This is a genomic window from Chroococcidiopsis sp. [FACHB-1243], assembly GCF_014696895.1.
Taxonomy (GTDB): domain Bacteria; phylum Cyanobacteriota; class Cyanobacteriia; order Cyanobacteriales; family Chroococcidiopsidaceae; genus Chroococcidiopsis.
Genome location: NZ_JACJQX010000014.1, coordinates 50,727 through 65,947 on the forward strand (window position 1 = coordinate 50,727; position 15,221 = coordinate 65,947).

The 15,221-nt window shown below is 45.1% G+C and carries 15 protein-coding genes and 1 pseudogene; 7 read left to right on the forward strand and 9 right to left on the reverse strand.

What is annotated here, in order from left to right:
• The first annotated feature begins 139 nt into the window (after positions 1–139).
• Positions 140–1,066, forward strand: coding sequence for a geranylgeranyl diphosphate synthase CrtE (crtE, locus tag H6G17_RS12425; protein WP_192157505.1), 927 nt, complete (start codon positions 140–142; stop codon positions 1,064–1,066).
• 122 nt (positions 1,067–1,188) lie between these two features.
• Complete coding sequence (locus tag H6G17_RS12430) at positions 1,189–1,680, forward strand: divergent PAP2 family protein (protein WP_192157506.1); 492 nt, start codon at positions 1,189–1,191, stop codon at positions 1,678–1,680.
• A 137-nt stretch (positions 1,681–1,817) separates the two neighbouring features.
• Here the strand turns inward: H6G17_RS12430 and H6G17_RS12435 are convergent, their stop codons facing one another.
• Together H6G17_RS12435 and H6G17_RS12440 are read right to left on the reverse strand one after the other, a co-directional pair.
• A complete protein-coding gene (locus H6G17_RS12435) occupies positions 1,818–2,144 on the reverse strand; it encodes an MgPME-cyclase complex family protein (protein WP_192157512.1) in 327 nt (108 codons plus the stop codon).
• 93 nt (positions 2,145–2,237) lie between these two features.
• A complete protein-coding gene (locus H6G17_RS12440) occupies positions 2,238–2,993 on the reverse strand; it encodes a pyridoxine 5'-phosphate synthase (protein ID WP_192157514.1) in 756 nt (251 codons plus the stop codon).
• A 445-nt stretch (positions 2,994–3,438) separates the two neighbouring features.
• Here H6G17_RS12440 and H6G17_RS12445 point away from each other — a divergent pair, with 445 nt between their 5' ends.
• Positions 3,439–5,595, forward strand: a complete 2,157-nt coding sequence (locus H6G17_RS12445; RefSeq protein WP_192157516.1) for a caspase domain-containing protein — start codon at positions 3,439–3,441, stop codon at positions 5,593–5,595.
• A 63-nt stretch (positions 5,596–5,658) separates the two neighbouring features.
• Here the strand turns inward: H6G17_RS12445 and H6G17_RS12450 are convergent, their stop codons facing one another.
• Positions 5,659–6,270, reverse strand: a complete 612-nt coding sequence (locus H6G17_RS12450; protein WP_015153457.1) for a peroxiredoxin — start codon at positions 6,268–6,270, stop codon at positions 5,659–5,661.
• A 157-nt stretch (positions 6,271–6,427) separates the two neighbouring features.
• Between H6G17_RS12450 and H6G17_RS34070 the strand changes: the two are divergent.
• Positions 6,428–6,757, forward strand: a pseudogene (locus H6G17_RS34070) (glycogen debranching enzyme N-terminal domain-containing protein); the annotation flags it as partial.
• Position 6,758: 1 nt separating this feature from the next.
• Positions 6,759–8,561 (forward strand): amylo-alpha-1,6-glucosidase, encoded by a 1,803-nt coding sequence (locus tag H6G17_RS12455; protein ID WP_199316680.1) that lies wholly within the window; start codon positions 6,759–6,761, stop codon positions 8,559–8,561.
• 120 nt (positions 8,562–8,681) lie between these two features.
• Here H6G17_RS12455 and H6G17_RS12460 read toward each other — a convergent pair whose 3' ends face one another.
• On the reverse strand, positions 8,682–9,560 hold the full coding sequence (locus tag H6G17_RS12460) for a pentapeptide repeat-containing protein (RefSeq protein WP_192157518.1): 879 nt from the start codon (positions 9,558–9,560) through the stop codon (positions 8,682–8,684).
• Positions 9,561–9,740: 180 nt separating this feature from the next.
• Here H6G17_RS12460 and H6G17_RS12465 point away from each other — a divergent pair, with 180 nt between their 5' ends.
• Positions 9,741–10,163 carry a GNAT family N-acetyltransferase gene (locus tag H6G17_RS12465; RefSeq protein ID WP_242038357.1) on the forward strand — a complete coding sequence of 141 codons (423 nt, stop codon included), beginning with the start codon at positions 9,741–9,743 and terminating at the stop codon, positions 10,161–10,163.
• Between the two features lie 96 nt (positions 10,164–10,259).
• On the opposite strand, the gene H6G17_RS12470 is transcribed toward H6G17_RS12465, so the two are convergent.
• From H6G17_RS12470 to H6G17_RS12485, 4 genes are all read right to left on the reverse strand, one after another.
• On the reverse strand, positions 10,260–11,033 hold the full coding sequence (locus H6G17_RS12470; RefSeq protein ID WP_199316681.1) for a class I SAM-dependent methyltransferase: 774 nt from the start codon (positions 11,031–11,033) through the stop codon (positions 10,260–10,262).
• Between the two features lie 111 nt (positions 11,034–11,144).
• A complete protein-coding gene (locus H6G17_RS12475) occupies positions 11,145–11,513 on the reverse strand; it encodes a hypothetical protein (protein ID WP_192157522.1) in 369 nt (122 codons plus the stop codon).
• A 96-nt stretch (positions 11,514–11,609) separates the two neighbouring features.
• Positions 11,610–12,431, reverse strand: a complete 822-nt coding sequence (locus H6G17_RS12480) for a COP23 domain-containing protein (protein WP_192157524.1) — start codon at positions 12,429–12,431, stop codon at positions 11,610–11,612.
• Positions 12,432–12,520: 89 nt separating this feature from the next.
• A complete protein-coding gene (locus H6G17_RS12485) occupies positions 12,521–14,050 on the reverse strand; it encodes a M48 family metalloprotease (RefSeq protein ID WP_192157526.1) in 1,530 nt (509 codons plus the stop codon).
• 214 nt (positions 14,051–14,264) lie between these two features.
• On the opposite strand from H6G17_RS12485, the gene H6G17_RS12490 reads away from it, so the two are divergent.
• Entirely contained in the window at positions 14,265–14,801 is a 537-nt protein-coding gene (locus H6G17_RS12490; protein WP_192157528.1) for a DoxX family protein, read from the forward strand.
• Between the two features lie 187 nt (positions 14,802–14,988).
• Here the strand turns inward: H6G17_RS12490 and H6G17_RS12495 are convergent, their stop codons facing one another.
• The gene (locus H6G17_RS12495) at positions 14,989–15,186 is read right to left on the reverse strand and encodes a hypothetical protein (protein WP_192157530.1); all 198 of its coding nucleotides are present in this window, start codon (positions 15,184–15,186) and stop codon (positions 14,989–14,991) included.
• Positions 15,187–15,221 lie beyond the last annotated feature (35 nt).

A 15,221-nucleotide genomic window follows, 5' to 3' on the forward strand; every position in this document is an offset into this window, starting at 1 on the left:
AAATCAAAAGTCAAAACGACTTTCTTTTCTTCTGACTCCTGACTCCTGACTCCTACTGATAACTGATAACGATCGAGTGACAACTGCCAATTTCTCGTAAAATTGTTACGGAGACGACAGCACCTAAAGGAAACAAGGCATGGTAGCAGCGGATAACCTTCAGATGCCTCATAATGAAGCCCCGTTTGACCTCTCAGCTTACTTGAGACAACGCCAAGTAGAAGTTGAAGCGGCGCTGGAGAGTTCGATTACCGTCACTTATCCAGAAAAAATCTACGAGGCAATGCGCTATTCGCTTTTAGCAGGAGGAAAGCGGTTACGTCCGATTCTCTGCTTGGCTACTTGCGAAATGGCAGGAGGCACAGTAAAAATGGCAATGCCTACGGCTTGTGCCTTAGAAATGATCCATACGATGTCATTGATTCATGATGACTTGCCAGCTATGGATAACGACGATTACCGACGCGGACGACTAACAAATCACAAGGTTTATGGTGATGATATTGCGATTCTGGCTGGAGATGGCCTGTTGGCTTATGCCTTCGAGTATATTGCTACCCAGACTAAAAATGTACCACCAGAGCGCGTACTACGAGCGATCGCTCAGTTGGGTCATGCTGTTGGCGCGGCGGGGTTAGTTGGGGGTCAAGTGGTAGATTTGGAATCGGAGGGTAAGTCAGACGTGACCGCAGACACTTTACACTTCATTCATATGCATAAAACCGCTGCACTACTAGAAGGTTGTGTTGTCAGTGGAGGTGTTTTGGCGGGGTTAGAAGAATCGGATTTGCAACGGCTGTCACGCTATGCTCAAAATATCGGACTTGCCTTTCAAATCATCGACGATATTTTAGATGTTACGGCGACAGCAGAGGAATTAGGCAAAACGGCTGGCAAAGATTTACAAGCGCAAAAAGTTACATATCCTAGCCTATGGGGTATAGAAGAATCCCGCCGCCAAGCACAAGCATTAATTGCTACGGCAAAGGAAGAACTAACTCCATTTGGCAAGAAGGCACAACCACTCATTGCTCTAGCCGACTTCATCACCAACCGCAAGAATTAGGGGAGTCGGGAGTCGGGAGCAGAGAAGGAGGCACTGTCTTCACGGAGTGTAGCACAGCGTTTACTGTTAACCAACAACTATCAACTATTAACCTTCATCCCTCATCCTTTCAATCAAACCTCATGCAGGACATTGGCGATATTCTCAATAACAGCGTACTGCTAGTTGCTGTCATAGCTTGTCTAATTGCTCAAGCAGCAAAACTGGCAGTCGAATTACTTAAAAATCACAAATTGGATTTTCGCGTTTTGTTGACTACTGGTGGTATGCCTAGCGCCCATTCTGCATTGGTCACAGCCTTAGCTACGGGTGTCGGTCAAACAGCAGGTTGGGATAGTCCAGAATTTGCGATCGCGACTATTTTTGCCATCATTGTTATGTACGACGCTGCTGGCGTGCGTCAAGCCGCAGGCAAACAAGCCCGCATTCTCAATCAAATGATGGACGAGTTATTCAGCGAACACCCTGAACTGAATGAAGACCGCTTAAAAGAATTATTGGGACATACGCCTTTCCAAGTCATTGTTGGTTCTATGTTGGGCATATGTATTGCTTGGTTTGTCAATACTTTGTTATTCACACCTACCTACCCAGTACTAGCGGCGGGAGGCTAATCAGTTATCAGTGACCAGTGACCAGTTGTTAGAGAGTTATCGCTATCTACCTAACTGACTGACAATCGACAACTGACAACTTTGTACAGACGTTACATGTAACGTCTGTACACCGACAACTGATAACTGATAACTGATTACACCGTTGTCAATGAAGCTAGAGGATCGGGAATAGTATCAGAGGGGGCTTGAAATTGCCCGGTGATGACAAACTCTAATCGTAGTTTCAGCCAAGTAATAAACTGAGAATTAGTAGAAATAATTGCGGCTGCTGGCTGCGGACATTTGGTTTTAATTTCCTGCATTTCTGGTGCTTCTAAAAAGGCAGGTTGTTTCACCAACCAAAAATCAATTTCTTTTTGTTTTTCTAAGTAGTCGCGAGTGCGTTCTTTCAACACTTCTTCTAAAGGTTCTTCTTCAATTAAAAAATGTTGACTGGCTAAAACGTAGTGGTATGTTTTCATTGTTTTGATGGTAATTGGTAATTGGTAATTGGTAGTTGTGCGTGCTTCAATTGCGACTGCGAAAGAGCGACTTGCGACTCGATCGCTGCTCCCTCACCTTTCTTCCCCTGCTCCCAGCTCGTCCCTGCTCCCTGCTCCCCTAATAGCCTGTTTCATCTCGCGCACGGCTCGTTCCATACCAACTAAAGCCGCTCGACTAATAATTGTATGACCGATGTTGAGTTCTTCCATCCCAGGAATGCAGGCAATTGGGTAGACATTCCAATAGGTTAAACCGTGTCCGGCGTTAACTCGCAATCCAGAGGCGATCGCTTGTTCGCAGCCTTTGGCTAACACTGTCAATTCTGCTTGGCGGCTGGCTGCCGATTGTGCTTCAGCATAGCGTCCCGTATGCAGTTCGATAAATTTGGCTTTAGTCTTGACAGAAGCTTGAATTTGTGCTTCCTCGGCATCAATAAACAAACTTACGGGAATATTTGCCGTTTGTAGCTTGTCTACTACCTCGCTCATGCGATTCAGTTGTCCTGCCATATCTAATCCCCCTTCAGTTGTCACCTCTTCTCGTCGTTCGGGGACTAGGGTAACGTAATCTGGCTTTACATCTAGAGCGATCGCTACCATTTCTGCTGTCGCTGCCATTTCCAAATTCAGGTGCGTGCGGACTGTCTGCCGCAATATTCTCACATCTCTTTCTTGAATGTGTCGCCGATCTTCGCGTAGGTGGACTGTAATCCCGTCAGCTCCGGCTAATTCTGCTAGCACCGCTGCTGCCACCGGGTCTGGCTCTACCGTGCGTCGAGCTTGTCGAATCGTCGCAATATGATCGATATTTACTCCTAGTGTAGGCATCCACGATCCCTTTACTTACCGTCTCCGCACTTAATTTTACCAAGAGTCAAACTAAGTCGTAAGTTGTAAGTCGGGTATTCGTAAGTGGAGGACTGCAAAAAAAGCGCGATCGCCCTATCATAGAATTAGATGGCTCCGAATCTAGCTCGCTTCCTACAAGATGGCATCTACAGAAAAATTAGCGATCGGAGCATTGAGCATCAGCATAAAGATTTGCATTAGAGCTGATAGATAAAATAGGAGGCAAGCTATGCGCGATCGCGTTAACTTAACCTGATTTGATATATTTTCGATTCCTTAATATGACTTAATAATTTCCGAGAAAGGAATCATTTTAGATGTAGCTATACCAAGTATTAAGTTATCAATTATTTGGTCAGTGGGAAGACTTGTGAATACTTCTTCCCTCAGTTTCCAGTCCCTACCCCTTAGCTTAGCTCCGAAAATGTGTCCATTAAGTGTCAGTACTAGCCGCTCTACTCATGCCTTGGAAACAGGGGAAGCCAAGCTGTGGAGTTTGCTGGTGGGAGTGAATCAATATCAAGACGCTCGGCTACCGTCGCTGAGTTATTCTGCTGCTGATTGCCAAGGTTTGACAGAAGCGCTGGCAGAAGCAACTCAAGGATTTCCGCGCAAGGAACCGATCGCGCATCACGATTTTGCTACTCATCCACCCACACTAGAGGCAGTGCGGCAGAGTTTAGAACAAATTGTCGCAGCGGCTCAACCTCAAGATACAATTTTGCTTTACTTTTCCGGTCATGGAGTTATGGATCGGGAAACGGGGCAAGTCGTTTTATGTTTGGCAGATACATCGAAAGATAACCTACTGCAAACAGGTTTGAAGTTGCCAGATGTATTAGAGCTATTGCAAAAGAGTCAAGTTCATCGCCAAATGCTATGGCTCGATGCTTGTCATAGTGGGGATCTCACTTTGCGGGGAGCAAAAGGTGAAGTGACGATAGAACAACCAGAACTGAACCCAGCACAGCAATTGATGGAGGTATTGAGGCAACGAGCAACTCAAAGTCGGGGCTTTTATGCCTTATTGTCCTGCGATCGCAAGCAAAGGTCTTGGGAATTTCCCGAACTGAAGCATGGGTTATTTACTTACTACCTGATGCAAGGATTAAGGGGGGAAGCCGCCGACACTCAAGGTGTGATTGATGCGGATGGGCTGTATAAATACGTTTATCACCAAACTATCCAATATATAGATCGGTTGAATCACCAACTGCGGCTGATGAATCAGCAAAAGCGCAGCCGAGGAGAACTAGATTTACACCCAGAATACCCTTTACAAACCCCGAAGCGAATTGTAGAAGGGGTAGGAGAACTCGTTTTAGGGTTAAAGGTAGACGAACGCATTCCACAACCAGTCAAACACAGCCGCCGTGCCTTAGTATGCGATGGTTTTGCCGATAGTAATGCCGTTTATGCTTTCAGTCGAGCTTTACAAACAGCTGGAAATTTTGCCCTAGAATATTTTCCCCAGTCAGGTAAAGCATGGACGGATGCCAGATATGCCATTCAAGGCTGTTTGCGATCGCCCGTTTCCTCCCAAGAACCAGAAACAGTTTTGTTATACTTGCGCGGTAGAATGGAGGCGATCGCGGATGGGGAAGCTTGGCTAGTTATGGGTGACAGCCTGCGGCTAAGTCGTTCTTGGTTGCAGCAAGAGTTACGCCGTAGTGCGACAGCACGACAAATTATTCTTCTCGATTTTCTGGGTGAGGCTTCACCTGCAATACTGCAAGAGTGGATCGAAGAATTACAGCTCAGTGGTGGAAAACAGTGTATTATCGCTGCTGCACCCTGCGATCGCGCACCAGAGCAATTTACTCATGCTTTGCTAGAAACATTGGCAGCAAAGGAACCATCCTCACCTTTGTCAGTAACAGCATGGATGGATGAATTACAGCAAAAGTTAGAACGAATGGGAATGCCATTGCACCTGTGGCTGTCAGAAACCGTCGGCGACATAGAAATTTTCCCTCCAACGACGTTGACAGCAACAAAATTCGTCCCATCGCCACCAAAACCGCTACAGATTGAAAAGCCTGCTCTCAGCCACTCTACGCCCAAAGTACAGCCACCAGCAGCAGCCACCAGTCCTCCTCCAGCACCCGCACCAGCAACACCATTATCGGCGAAAGAATATTTTTCACAGCAATACGCTCAGTTAGAAAAAATTTTGCGGGAACTGGTAGGACCAATTGCTCCTACCTTACTATCTCAGGTTGCAACTCCAAATTCTCAACCGCATAACTGGGTAGAAAATTTGCTGCCAATATTATCACCGCAGCAACAAAATCAATTGCGTCAACAATCGATCTCCTTATTACAACAAATCCCAGGAGCGCAACCGCAAACGCGATCGTCATCTTGTGCTACAAGTTGGCAACACGAAACTTTGTCAGAAAATTTTATTCATCAATGCGAACAAGTTTTATCTGCCGCGATCGGTCCCATTGCGACTTTCTTAATCCAAAATACAATTAAATCGCAACCACAAATTTCGCGATCGGAATTAATTGAAATATTAGCGACCGCGATTCACGATCCTCTGCAAGCAGCAGCCTTCCGCCGTCGATTATTGTAGTCATGCAAAAGGGATATGACAATTTATAGAGACGTTCCGTGGAACGTCTCTACATCGTTATGACTACACGGAAGCGAAGTAAACTTTGGATTTTGTGGGGTCAGGAGTCATGGTTTTATCCCCAGGCTGCCAACCAGCAGGGCAAACTTCATCTGGATGGCTTTGAACGTACTGAATTGCTTTCAACGTCCGTAGAGTTTCTTCAACACTACGACCGAAGGAAAGGTTGTTAATTGTGGCGTGTTGGATAACTCCCTCTTTGTCAATTAGAAACAGACCGCGAAGAGCAACACCTGCTTCCGGATCTAAAACATTGTAAGCAGCACTAATCTCTTTCTTGATGTCAGAAACAAGAGGATAGTTGAGGTCGCCAACGCCACCTGACTTGCGATCTGTTTGAATCCACGCTAAGTGGGAGAATTCGCTATCTACAGAAACGCCGAGGACTTCGGTATTAACTGCCTTGAATTCCTCGAAGCGATCGCTGAAGGCAGTAATCTCAGTGGGACAAACGAATGTAAAGTCTAGAGGGTAGAAAAATAGTACGACATACTTGCCACGATAGTCAGATAGTTTGATAGTCTTAAATTCCTGATCTACTACTGCTGTGGCAGTGAAGTCTGGAGCAGGTTGTCCAACACGGAGGCATCCTTCACTTGCGTAACTTAGTGGCATTAACCAATTCTCCTTTGATGTGTCTACTATTTGGCAAATTTAGGGAAAGCTAGCTGAGATTCACCCTTACGCTTATAGGCAAGTTCTCGGCTTCCCGTACAGTTGATTTTTACGTTACGTAACAAATATATCATAGTCATAACGATTTTGAGTAGCAATGGGCAATCTAGATACAAGAGAATGGCTGCTGACGAATGGGTTGGGTAGTTTTGCCTGCGGTACGGTAGCGGATGCTCGGACTCGAATTTATCACGGCTGGTTGATTGCTGCCCTCACTTCTCCTAGTCAGCGTACCCTTTTACTGTCCCATCTAGATGCCAGTTTAGAAGTTTCTGCTCAAGTCTTTGCTCTATCGACAAATTTTTGGGGTGGTGGCACAGTCGAACCAACTGGCTACGAGCTACTACAAAGTTTTGAGATCGAACCAGTACCAACCTGGGTATGGGGTGCGGATAATTGGCAACTGTCAAGACAATTGGTAATGCCAAGTGAGGGAGCAGGGAGCAGAGGGAGCTGAGGAAGCTGGGGGAGAAAAACCACGCGCCACTCACCACTCAAATACCAACTACCAACCACCAACTACCAACCACCAATTACCAATTACCAACTACCAATCGTTTAACCACCGAATCTTAATTCAGTACCAATATCAGGGACAAGAGACAGCTATTTTGCGATTGCGTCCGGTAATTGCCAATCGCAAGTTTCACGACTCACAACGGGAGGATGAAGATCTACAATTTTCTCAATTAGTTGCCGAGAGTTCTGTTTGCCTGCAAGCCGTAAGATCGGGACGTGTAGGCACGTTATGGCATTTACACTGGACGCAGGGGGAGTATCAACCAAATGGCGTATGGTACTGGAATTATTTACTACCAGAAGAGACAAAACGGGGACTGAGCGATCGCGAAGATCTGTACAGTCCTGGCTATTTGACAGTTAACCTCAAACCAGGTACAACCGTCACCCTAGAAGCAAAAGTCGGACTGCCAGAATTTCCTTTAACTGATGATGATTTTGCAAAAGCGATAGAATTTCAAAATTCAAAATTCAAAAGTCAAAAAACAGGAGTCAGGAGTCAGGAGTCAGGAGCCAGAAGTAATTTTTCTTCCCCAGCTCCCCCAGCTCTCTTCAGCGACTCCCGACTCTCGCAATTACTCCTCAAAGCCGGAGAACAATTTATTGTCTATCGTCAGTCAGTAGCCGGAGCAACGATAATTGCTGGTTATCCTTGGCTGGAGGACTTTAGTAGAGATGTATTAATTGCTTTGCCAGGACTGACACTCTCAACGGGACGGTATGACTTAGCAAAAGAGTTGTTGGAGACGTTTGGGAAATATTGCTGTTGTGGTTTAATGCCAAATTGTTTGCCAGATGGCGATCGCAAACCTTTTTATCAGAATGTTGATGTTTCGCTGTGGTGGATTGAAACTTTGGGTCTTTATTTGGAGGCTAGTCAGGACTGGGATTTTTTAGCCACTCAATATCCGATCGTGCAGCAAATCTATAAAGCGTTTACAACTGGCACGAAATACAACATTCAAGTTGATGCGGCTGACGAGTTGGTAATTTGGGCTGCGGCTGATGCAGCGCTGACTTGGATGGATGTAAAAATTGACGGTCAGCCGGTCACGCCGCGTCAGGGTAAGCCGATAGAAGTCAATGCCCTGTGGTACTCTGCTTTGTGTTGGGCAAGTCTTTGGGCAGAACGGCTCAGTCTTACTCCTGGGGAGAATGTGGAGCGTTTGAGCAACCAGGCACGACGATATACTCAGCAAGCACACAAGGTCAAAACCTCGCTACAAAAGTTTTGGAATCCTACCCTTGGTTATTTGTACGATGCGATCGCTCTAGACGATCGCCTCAATAATCAAATCCGTCCTAATGCCGTTTTAGCTCTATCTTTACGCCACTGTGCTTTTAGCGAAACTCAAGGACAGAGAATACTGCAACTAGCAACCCGCAGCCTACTAACTCCCTATGGCTTGCGTAGTCTTGCTCCTAACGATCCTGAATACATTGGTAGCTATGTCGGATCGCCGCATCAACGCGATCGCGCGGCTCATCAAGGCACAATTTGGAGCTGGTTAATTGGTGCTTACGTGCGTGCTTGGCAGCGTTTTTATCCCACGCAACCGCTACCGATTGACTGGCAACCAATGCTAGTTCACTTACAACACCAAGCTTGCCTCGGCTCTATTTCCGAACTTTTCGACGGCGATCTACCACACACTCCCCGAGGGGCGATCGCCAAAGCTGGCGCTGTTGCCGAACTGATTAGACTGTTATGAGATAGTAGTTGGTAGTTGGTAATGGGTAATGGGTGGTTGTTGCACCTGAAGCCCACCTGCCTACCTGCGCACCTTTCCCCCTGCCCCTCTGCTCCCCGATCGCTGATCGCTGGTCACTGGTCACTGGTCACTGCTCCCTATCTCGCTACCGCCACCATGAACTGTACCATCTGGCATCACTGCACCCTTGAGGGTGACACCATTGATTTTGGCGTGAAGTATGTTTGCTTTGTATAGCCTCGCTCGACAGAGATTGGCACGGTTGAGGTTAGCACCTAACAAATTTGCTTCTTCTAAGTTGGCTTCAATTAGGTTTGTCCCTTCCATGTTTGCCTTTTGTAAGTCAGCTTGACTCAAGTTAGTTTGAACTAAGTTTGCTTGCAATAAGTCTGCCTGTTTGAGTTTGGCTCTATGCAAGTTTGCCCCAACTAATGTAGCGCGTCGAATGCTAGCTTGAATCAAGTTTGCCTCTTGTAGGTTTGCATGACTAAAATTAGCTTTGTAAATGTCGGCTCCCTGGAGGTTAGCTGCTTCTAAACAGGCTTGCTGACAGTTTACCCCTATGAGGTCTGCCATGTAGAGATTAGCCCCCTTCATGTTTGCTTCTTTAAGAAATGCTCCTCTCATATCAGCGCCACTAAGGTTGGCATATTCCAAGTTTACGCCAGCAAAGTTGACAAAAGCGAGATTGAATCCACTTAAATTTGCGCCTTGTAAATCTGGAACGAGTTCTCGATTTTGTTCGCGCCAATCGTTCCAGGTTACAACTCCTTTTTGCAGCCATGCTAAATGCTCTGGTGAAGACTCTGCGATCGCACCTTCTGAGGGGTGCAGCGTTGGCTCGATCGTGGATAGTTCAACTGACAGCCCCAATAAACTGTCAATCTTTGCCCGTAGCTCCAGTAGTGCTTTACGATCTAATAAAGTTAAGATATCTTGGGCAATGGATTGCAGCGTTACAGCAGAGGGCTGTACGGAACTAGGCTGCTTTTCAGTCATACTATTGTTTACATAGGAATTGCTTCTCATTTATCTTTCCCAAATTTCTCACCATCTGTAGCAGAGTCAGTCAAGAAGACAAAAGTTTGAGGGGCAGTTTTTTTGACATGACTTACAGCAAAACAAAAAATTCTGCGATTAAACCCGTCCGTACACAAGTTAGAAGTCAAAAGAATATTGATGCAGATTAAGTTTGCTACCTCAAATCTCGATATATCACGATGCTTTCCGGTGATGGTGCAGTTGCGATCGCATTTGACGGAATTAGAGTTTGTTAACCGGGTGCAACGCCAACAGCATTCTGGTTACTTCCTTGTCTACGTTGAGAAAAACGATTCAATTAAAGCCGTGGCTGGGTGTAGATTGATGGAAACATTAATTGATGGGCAGCTACTTTATATTGACGATCTCATCACCGATACATCCGAGCGTTCTCAAGGTTATGGCAGCGCGTTAATTGATTGGTTAATAGACTATGCTAAGTCGCAAGGATGCGTTTCGCTCCAACTCGACAGTGGCATACAACGTGCTGCTGCCCACAGATTTTACTTTAGAAAAGGGCTGACAATTAGTTCTTTTCGTTTTAAGAGAAGTTTACAGTGAAGAAAGGGAGCAGGGAGCAGGGAAGAAGAGAGAGTCGCGGAGCTGAGGGAGCGACTACCGATTACCCATTACCCATTACCAACTACCAATTACCAATTACCCATTACCTTTTGTAAATATCATAATATGTTGTGATGGTAGAACATCTTTTGTTGTCTGCCATTGCAAACCGATCGCTTGCATCTCTTTGCGGGCTTGTTTTTGGGTCATTTTGTGTAAGGTTTTGATCGGAATAAACGGATTTTCTCGGCGATATTCAACTAGTACCACTCTTCCGGCTGGCTTGAGCGCTTTTACTAATTCTTTCATCATTTCGTTAGGATGAGAAAATTCATGATAGGCATCTACCATCAAAGCTAGATCGATACTATTTGTAGGTAAGTTAGGATTGGCGATCGCACCTAAAACAGGTTCTACATTTGTGATTTTATTTTCTTGTTTGAGAAACTCAACTATGTCTAACATTTCTGGTTGAACGTCAACAGCAAATACTTTACCTTGAGGTACGACTTTTGCTAGCCGAAAACTAAAATATCCCGTACCAGCACCAATATCTGCTACCACATCAGTAGGTTTTAAATCGAGAGCGGCGATCGCTTTTGTTGGTTGTTCTTCCCGTTCTCGACTTGGACGTTCTAGCCATAGACTTCCTGTATGTCCCATCACTTTAGCAATTTCCCTACCCAAGTAAAATTTACCTATACCATCCGCACTCGGAGAACGATATTCATAAACTTTTGGATTTATTGGATTAGATTGTGTTGCTACATCTGCGGCGGCGCTACTAACATTAAATCCTAGGCAAAAGACAATTAAGCACAGTCCGTAGGTGATGCGTAGCAATAATGAAATACGTGTTTTCAAGTACATTGTTATGAGTGGTAATTGGTCATTCGTTATTGGTCATTATTCTCCTGAAGCCCCTCTTCTCCTGAAGCCCCTCTGCTCCCTACTCCCTACTCCCTGCTCCCTAATAACTGTTCACTGTTTCCGTGCCTCTAATCTTTTGACTCTTGCCTCCAATTGATTGACTTGCTGTTTTGTTTCGATCGCTAATGTTGCTAGGTTATCAAAAGATTGTAACTGACTTAGGTTATGGCGATCGCGTCTGCGATTATCTGTACTTGGCGTTCTGGGGAGATTGGGACGAGACGTGCGATCTATTTGACTTTCTAGGCGATCTAACCTTGCTTCTAAATTTCTCAAATCGAATTCTAAAGAGTTGAAGCGTGAGTCTGATTGTTGAGATAATGCAATTCTAGGTATAAAACCAATCGCCAAAAATATACTAATCAAACCAACTAAGAGCGGTAATAATATTTGTCTAAAAATCCGATTATTGTTCAACATGGTTTATATAAATCGAGCAAAAAAAGTGTCATCAGTCATTTGTCTATTGACTGATGACCGATGACCAATTACCAATTACCAATTGCTAATTACAGTCTAACGAAACTTCCCAGGATTTAACCGCGAATGAGAGCTATTTTGCTTGACTTGTACGGCATCGTCAAGTTCTGCTCCAGTCCCACCATCCTTTGCATCTAAGAAGGGTTTGAGGTTAATATTCTTGGTATTAGTACGTTTTTTTCCACCCAAAGCTTCACGACCTATGTTAATGAGATCGCTAATTTCGCTCTGTCTTCCCTGGTAGGTACTGACTGCATCAGTTTGCTGTCCGCTATCAGCTACGGTGAGGTTTTCAAAGACGCGATCGCGGGTTGATATGGGGTCTTGTCCTGGTGGTACGGTAAAAACAATCCGACAGGACGAGTCTCTTTCTGTCGTGACGCAAACAGTGTTGTAGCTATTTTCTACCCCTGTGGTCATTTCTAACAAACCATCGGGACGGTATGATTCCAAGCGACGAGCAATTTCGTTACAACGTCTTTGAGAATTCCAACCACCACCCAGATTTGATGGTTTTGCCCACTCAAAGAACTCTCCTGGCTGGCTTTCTGGCTGGTAAACTACAGTGTACTCGCCATTTACAGTCTGACAGCTAAATCGCGTCGCTCTCGTAACGGGATCTGAACTGCCAGGATTGCGGCGGGAAGTAGGTGTAGTATCGCCTTCTGTATCTACGACAACATCGCGATCGCGGTTGGTCGAGCGACTATTGCGATCGCTAGAACGAGAATTCTCTTGAGCAATTATCATTCCTTGACGGGGAAAAGCCATTGCAGTTTCATGTACTAATAGCAAGGCTAACCCCATTGATAAACTCAAACCTCTTAACAATTGCAATTTAAAAGTTTTTGCAGACATGAAAAATAATCCTCAAGCTTAACCCTGCTGCCTCTAAGCTATCCACCTCAAGTCAGTGATGTATCTAGTGCAGGAAAGATTGTTTACATTTATCGATGATGTTTTTTCTGAGTTATCAGTTCCTTCTGAATTAAAATTTTTTCCACTCTTGCTTTCATCTCGGCGTGACGCGCTACTCCTTCATAGGTATAACGGTTGTAGCCATTGCGTTGAATCAGTTCTTCGACATAGCGAATGCGATCGCCTGTTGGGGGGTGAGAAGATAACCATGCTGGCGGTTCTCCTCTTTTGTCTTGTTCTTTCAGCGTCACTAACAGATCGCGTAAACCATCAGATGCATAGCCGCTAGCTGCAATGAGTCTCGTCCCTAAAGCATCTGCTTGGCGTTCCATATCGCGACTGTATCTCATGGCAAAAATGTTCGTTACAGTTCCACCATAGGGAATATATTGAGTTACATTCGCCAGTAAATTGCCTTCAGCTGCCAACTGAAACCCGTGGGAAAGGACGGCATGAGATAATTCGTGTGCCAGTAATCCAGCCAACTCTGCTTCAGATTCAGTTTTGGCGATTGCGCCTGCATTCACAAACACCTTTCCACCCGGCAAGGCAAAAGCATTTAAATTATCGTCTAAAACGACGTAAAACTCATATTGAAAATCGTCGCGACCTGTAACTTTAGCTAGTTTTTGTCCAATTTCATTGACGTAATCAATGACTATTTTGTCTTCTACCATTGGTAATTGTTCTCGCGCATCTTTGGCGATCGATTTACCGATAGATGATTCGCCTCGCAACAGCATTGAGCCTGTTTGCAAAGCTGACAGCGGACCTAATAGACTACCTGTAAGGGCATATCCTGCAATCCCAGTAATCACATTGGCGATCGCATTTCCTCGCAACTTGCGACGCAGATGTCGTGTATAGTTGTCTAAATGCAGGTCAGCTAGTTGAGTAAATTCTGCGGTGCTGGGTTGGTTGGGATTGAGAATCGCAAATCTTCGCGCGGCGATCGAGGCTTCCATCCATTTTTTGTCAGCAACAAAGGCTGCGATTTTGGCTTTGACTAACTCCGGTTGATCGGGATAAAGAGATGTTGCTCGTTCCAAAACATCGATCGCTTCATTGGGATGACCTTGTTTGTTGAGTGCTGCTGCTAATTGCAGATGTCCGGGGATAAATTGGGGATACTGTTCTACTAATAATCGTAAGGGAACCAAAGTTCTCGTTTGGAGATTTTGAGCGATACCTGCTTCTGCTTCCCGCCAATAAACCTTACCTGCTGGTGATAGCTGAGTTGCCTCAACAATCGGTTCTGGACGCTGTTTAACTTCTATAGGGGTAGTAAAAGGCTCTTTGACTTCTCGATAGAGTTTTTCTGCTTCTGCGTGCTGTCCGGCTTGATGCAAACGATCCGCTTCAATTAGTTTTTTTCTCTGCTCGACAATTGTGGCGAGGCGGGAGGCACTGGTTTCGAGTTCAAATGTGGGTGGTTCCCCTGGTTGCTGTTGCGTGGGGGTATTTTCTGTTGGCGCAGGGGGTATCGCCATAACTGGTGTTCCAGAGACAAGCAAAGCTGCGTTTAAAGCGATCGCCAGTCGAGTCCAGGCGGGTTTCATAGGATATTTGTCCGAGTGTGGGAGTGTAGATAATTTTTAGTCTATAGTTGTTGCCAGATCGAGGAGCTATGTGTTGTATTCTTTTTTCAAATTGGTATCAATGGGGTTCCCGAGCCTACAAAAAAGCGATACATTAATAAGTAAGTATTTACATTACTTAATACTACTGTTAACTTTTTGAAATCTTTGGCAAACTCAGCGCAATATCTGCATCATGTCTACAACCACCTTTTTAGCTACCATACTCAAACCCAACACTAGCCCTAACTTCTGGTCGCAGACTGCTTGGGCTGTCCTGCGTGCTGTCGTAGGGATTGTTATGATTCATAATGGCTTAGACAAACTGGGTAATATCGAAAGCTTTTCCCAAGCTTACGTCGAGTACATTGGTTTACCCTTCCCGATCTTTTTCAGCTACTTAGCTGCATTAACCGAAACAATCGGTGCGCCACTGGTAGCAATTGGCTTTTTGACCCGTCCAGCTGCTTTTGGTTTGTTCGGAACCATGTGTGTAGCGATGTACCATCACATCTTGGTTGCTGGTTTAAATCTGTCTTATCTAGAACTTTCTGCTGTTTATGCAGTTTGTTTTCTTTTCTTCACCGTCAATGGTGGTGGACTATTCTCCACGGATGCGTTGATTGCTAACTGGCTTGATGCTAGTGCTTTCTCTACGCAAGCGAAGCGGATTATGCGGTTAGAAAAAGCTTATCAGGCTCAGAGTGTAGCAGAGATGGTAAGTAAGTCGTAAGTCGCAATCGCAGTTTGACAAATTGCGATCGCCATTCACTCTACGATTTAGGGAAAGAAGCGATTGCTTCTTTCCCTAGTTTTTGTATTTTTACAGCAACCCTCAATCGTTTATGAAGAGCTTGTACTACAGTTATCATTAGTTATTGACCAATGACCAATGACCAATGACAACATTTGAGGGCGCTCTATCTCAATAGTCTCGTTACCCTAATATCGTATTCAATACCTTGTGGATGGTCGCTTCTAGCCTGCGCTCTAGCGAGGCGATCGACTTTATCTTTTGATTCTGCATCGATTTCGTAGCGTGCTGTTTCGCTTCTGCAACTAGCACTTGTTATTTCTAAGCATTCTTTGATATCTACCAATACTTCATAAGTGTGCATCGTTTGAGAACCTCCTCGTTCGAGATGCAAAAGGT

Coding starts and splice junctions, on each gene's coding strand:
- crtE (WP_192157505.1), top strand. CDS start 140: ATGGTAGCAGCGGATAACCTTCAGATGCCTCATAATGAAGCCCCGTTT.
- H6G17_RS12430 (WP_192157506.1), top strand. CDS start 1,189: ATGCAGGACATTGGCGATATTCTCAATAACAGCGTACTGCTAGTTGCT.
- H6G17_RS12435 (WP_192157512.1), bottom strand. CDS start 2,144: ATGAAAACATACCACTACGTTTTAGCCAGTCAACATTTTTTAATTGAA.
- H6G17_RS12440 (WP_192157514.1), bottom strand. CDS start 2,993: ATGCCTACACTAGGAGTAAATATCGATCATATTGCGACGATTCGACAA.
- H6G17_RS12445 (WP_192157516.1), top strand. CDS start 3,439: ATGTGTCCATTAAGTGTCAGTACTAGCCGCTCTACTCATGCCTTGGAA.
- H6G17_RS12450 (WP_015153457.1), bottom strand. CDS start 6,270: ATGCCACTAAGTTACGCAAGTGAAGGATGCCTCCGTGTTGGACAACCT.
- H6G17_RS12460 (WP_192157518.1), bottom strand. CDS start 9,560: ATGACTGAAAAGCAGCCTAGTTCCGTACAGCCCTCTGCTGTAACGCTG.
- H6G17_RS12465 (WP_242038357.1), top strand. CDS start 9,741: ATGCAGATTAAGTTTGCTACCTCAAATCTCGATATATCACGATGCTTT.
- H6G17_RS12470 (WP_199316681.1), bottom strand. CDS start 11,033: ATGTACTTGAAAACACGTATTTCATTATTGCTACGCATCACCTACGGA.
- H6G17_RS12475 (WP_192157522.1), bottom strand. CDS start 11,513: ATGTTGAACAATAATCGGATTTTTAGACAAATATTATTACCGCTCTTA.
- H6G17_RS12480 (WP_192157524.1), bottom strand. CDS start 12,431: ATGTCTGCAAAAACTTTTAAATTGCAATTGTTAAGAGGTTTGAGTTTA.
- H6G17_RS12485 (WP_192157526.1), bottom strand. CDS start 14,050: ATGAAACCCGCCTGGACTCGACTGGCGATCGCTTTAAACGCAGCTTTG.
- H6G17_RS12490 (WP_192157528.1), top strand. CDS start 14,265: ATGTCTACAACCACCTTTTTAGCTACCATACTCAAACCCAACACTAGC.
- H6G17_RS12495 (WP_192157530.1), bottom strand. CDS start 15,186: ATGCACACTTATGAAGTATTGGTAGATATCAAAGAATGCTTAGAAATA.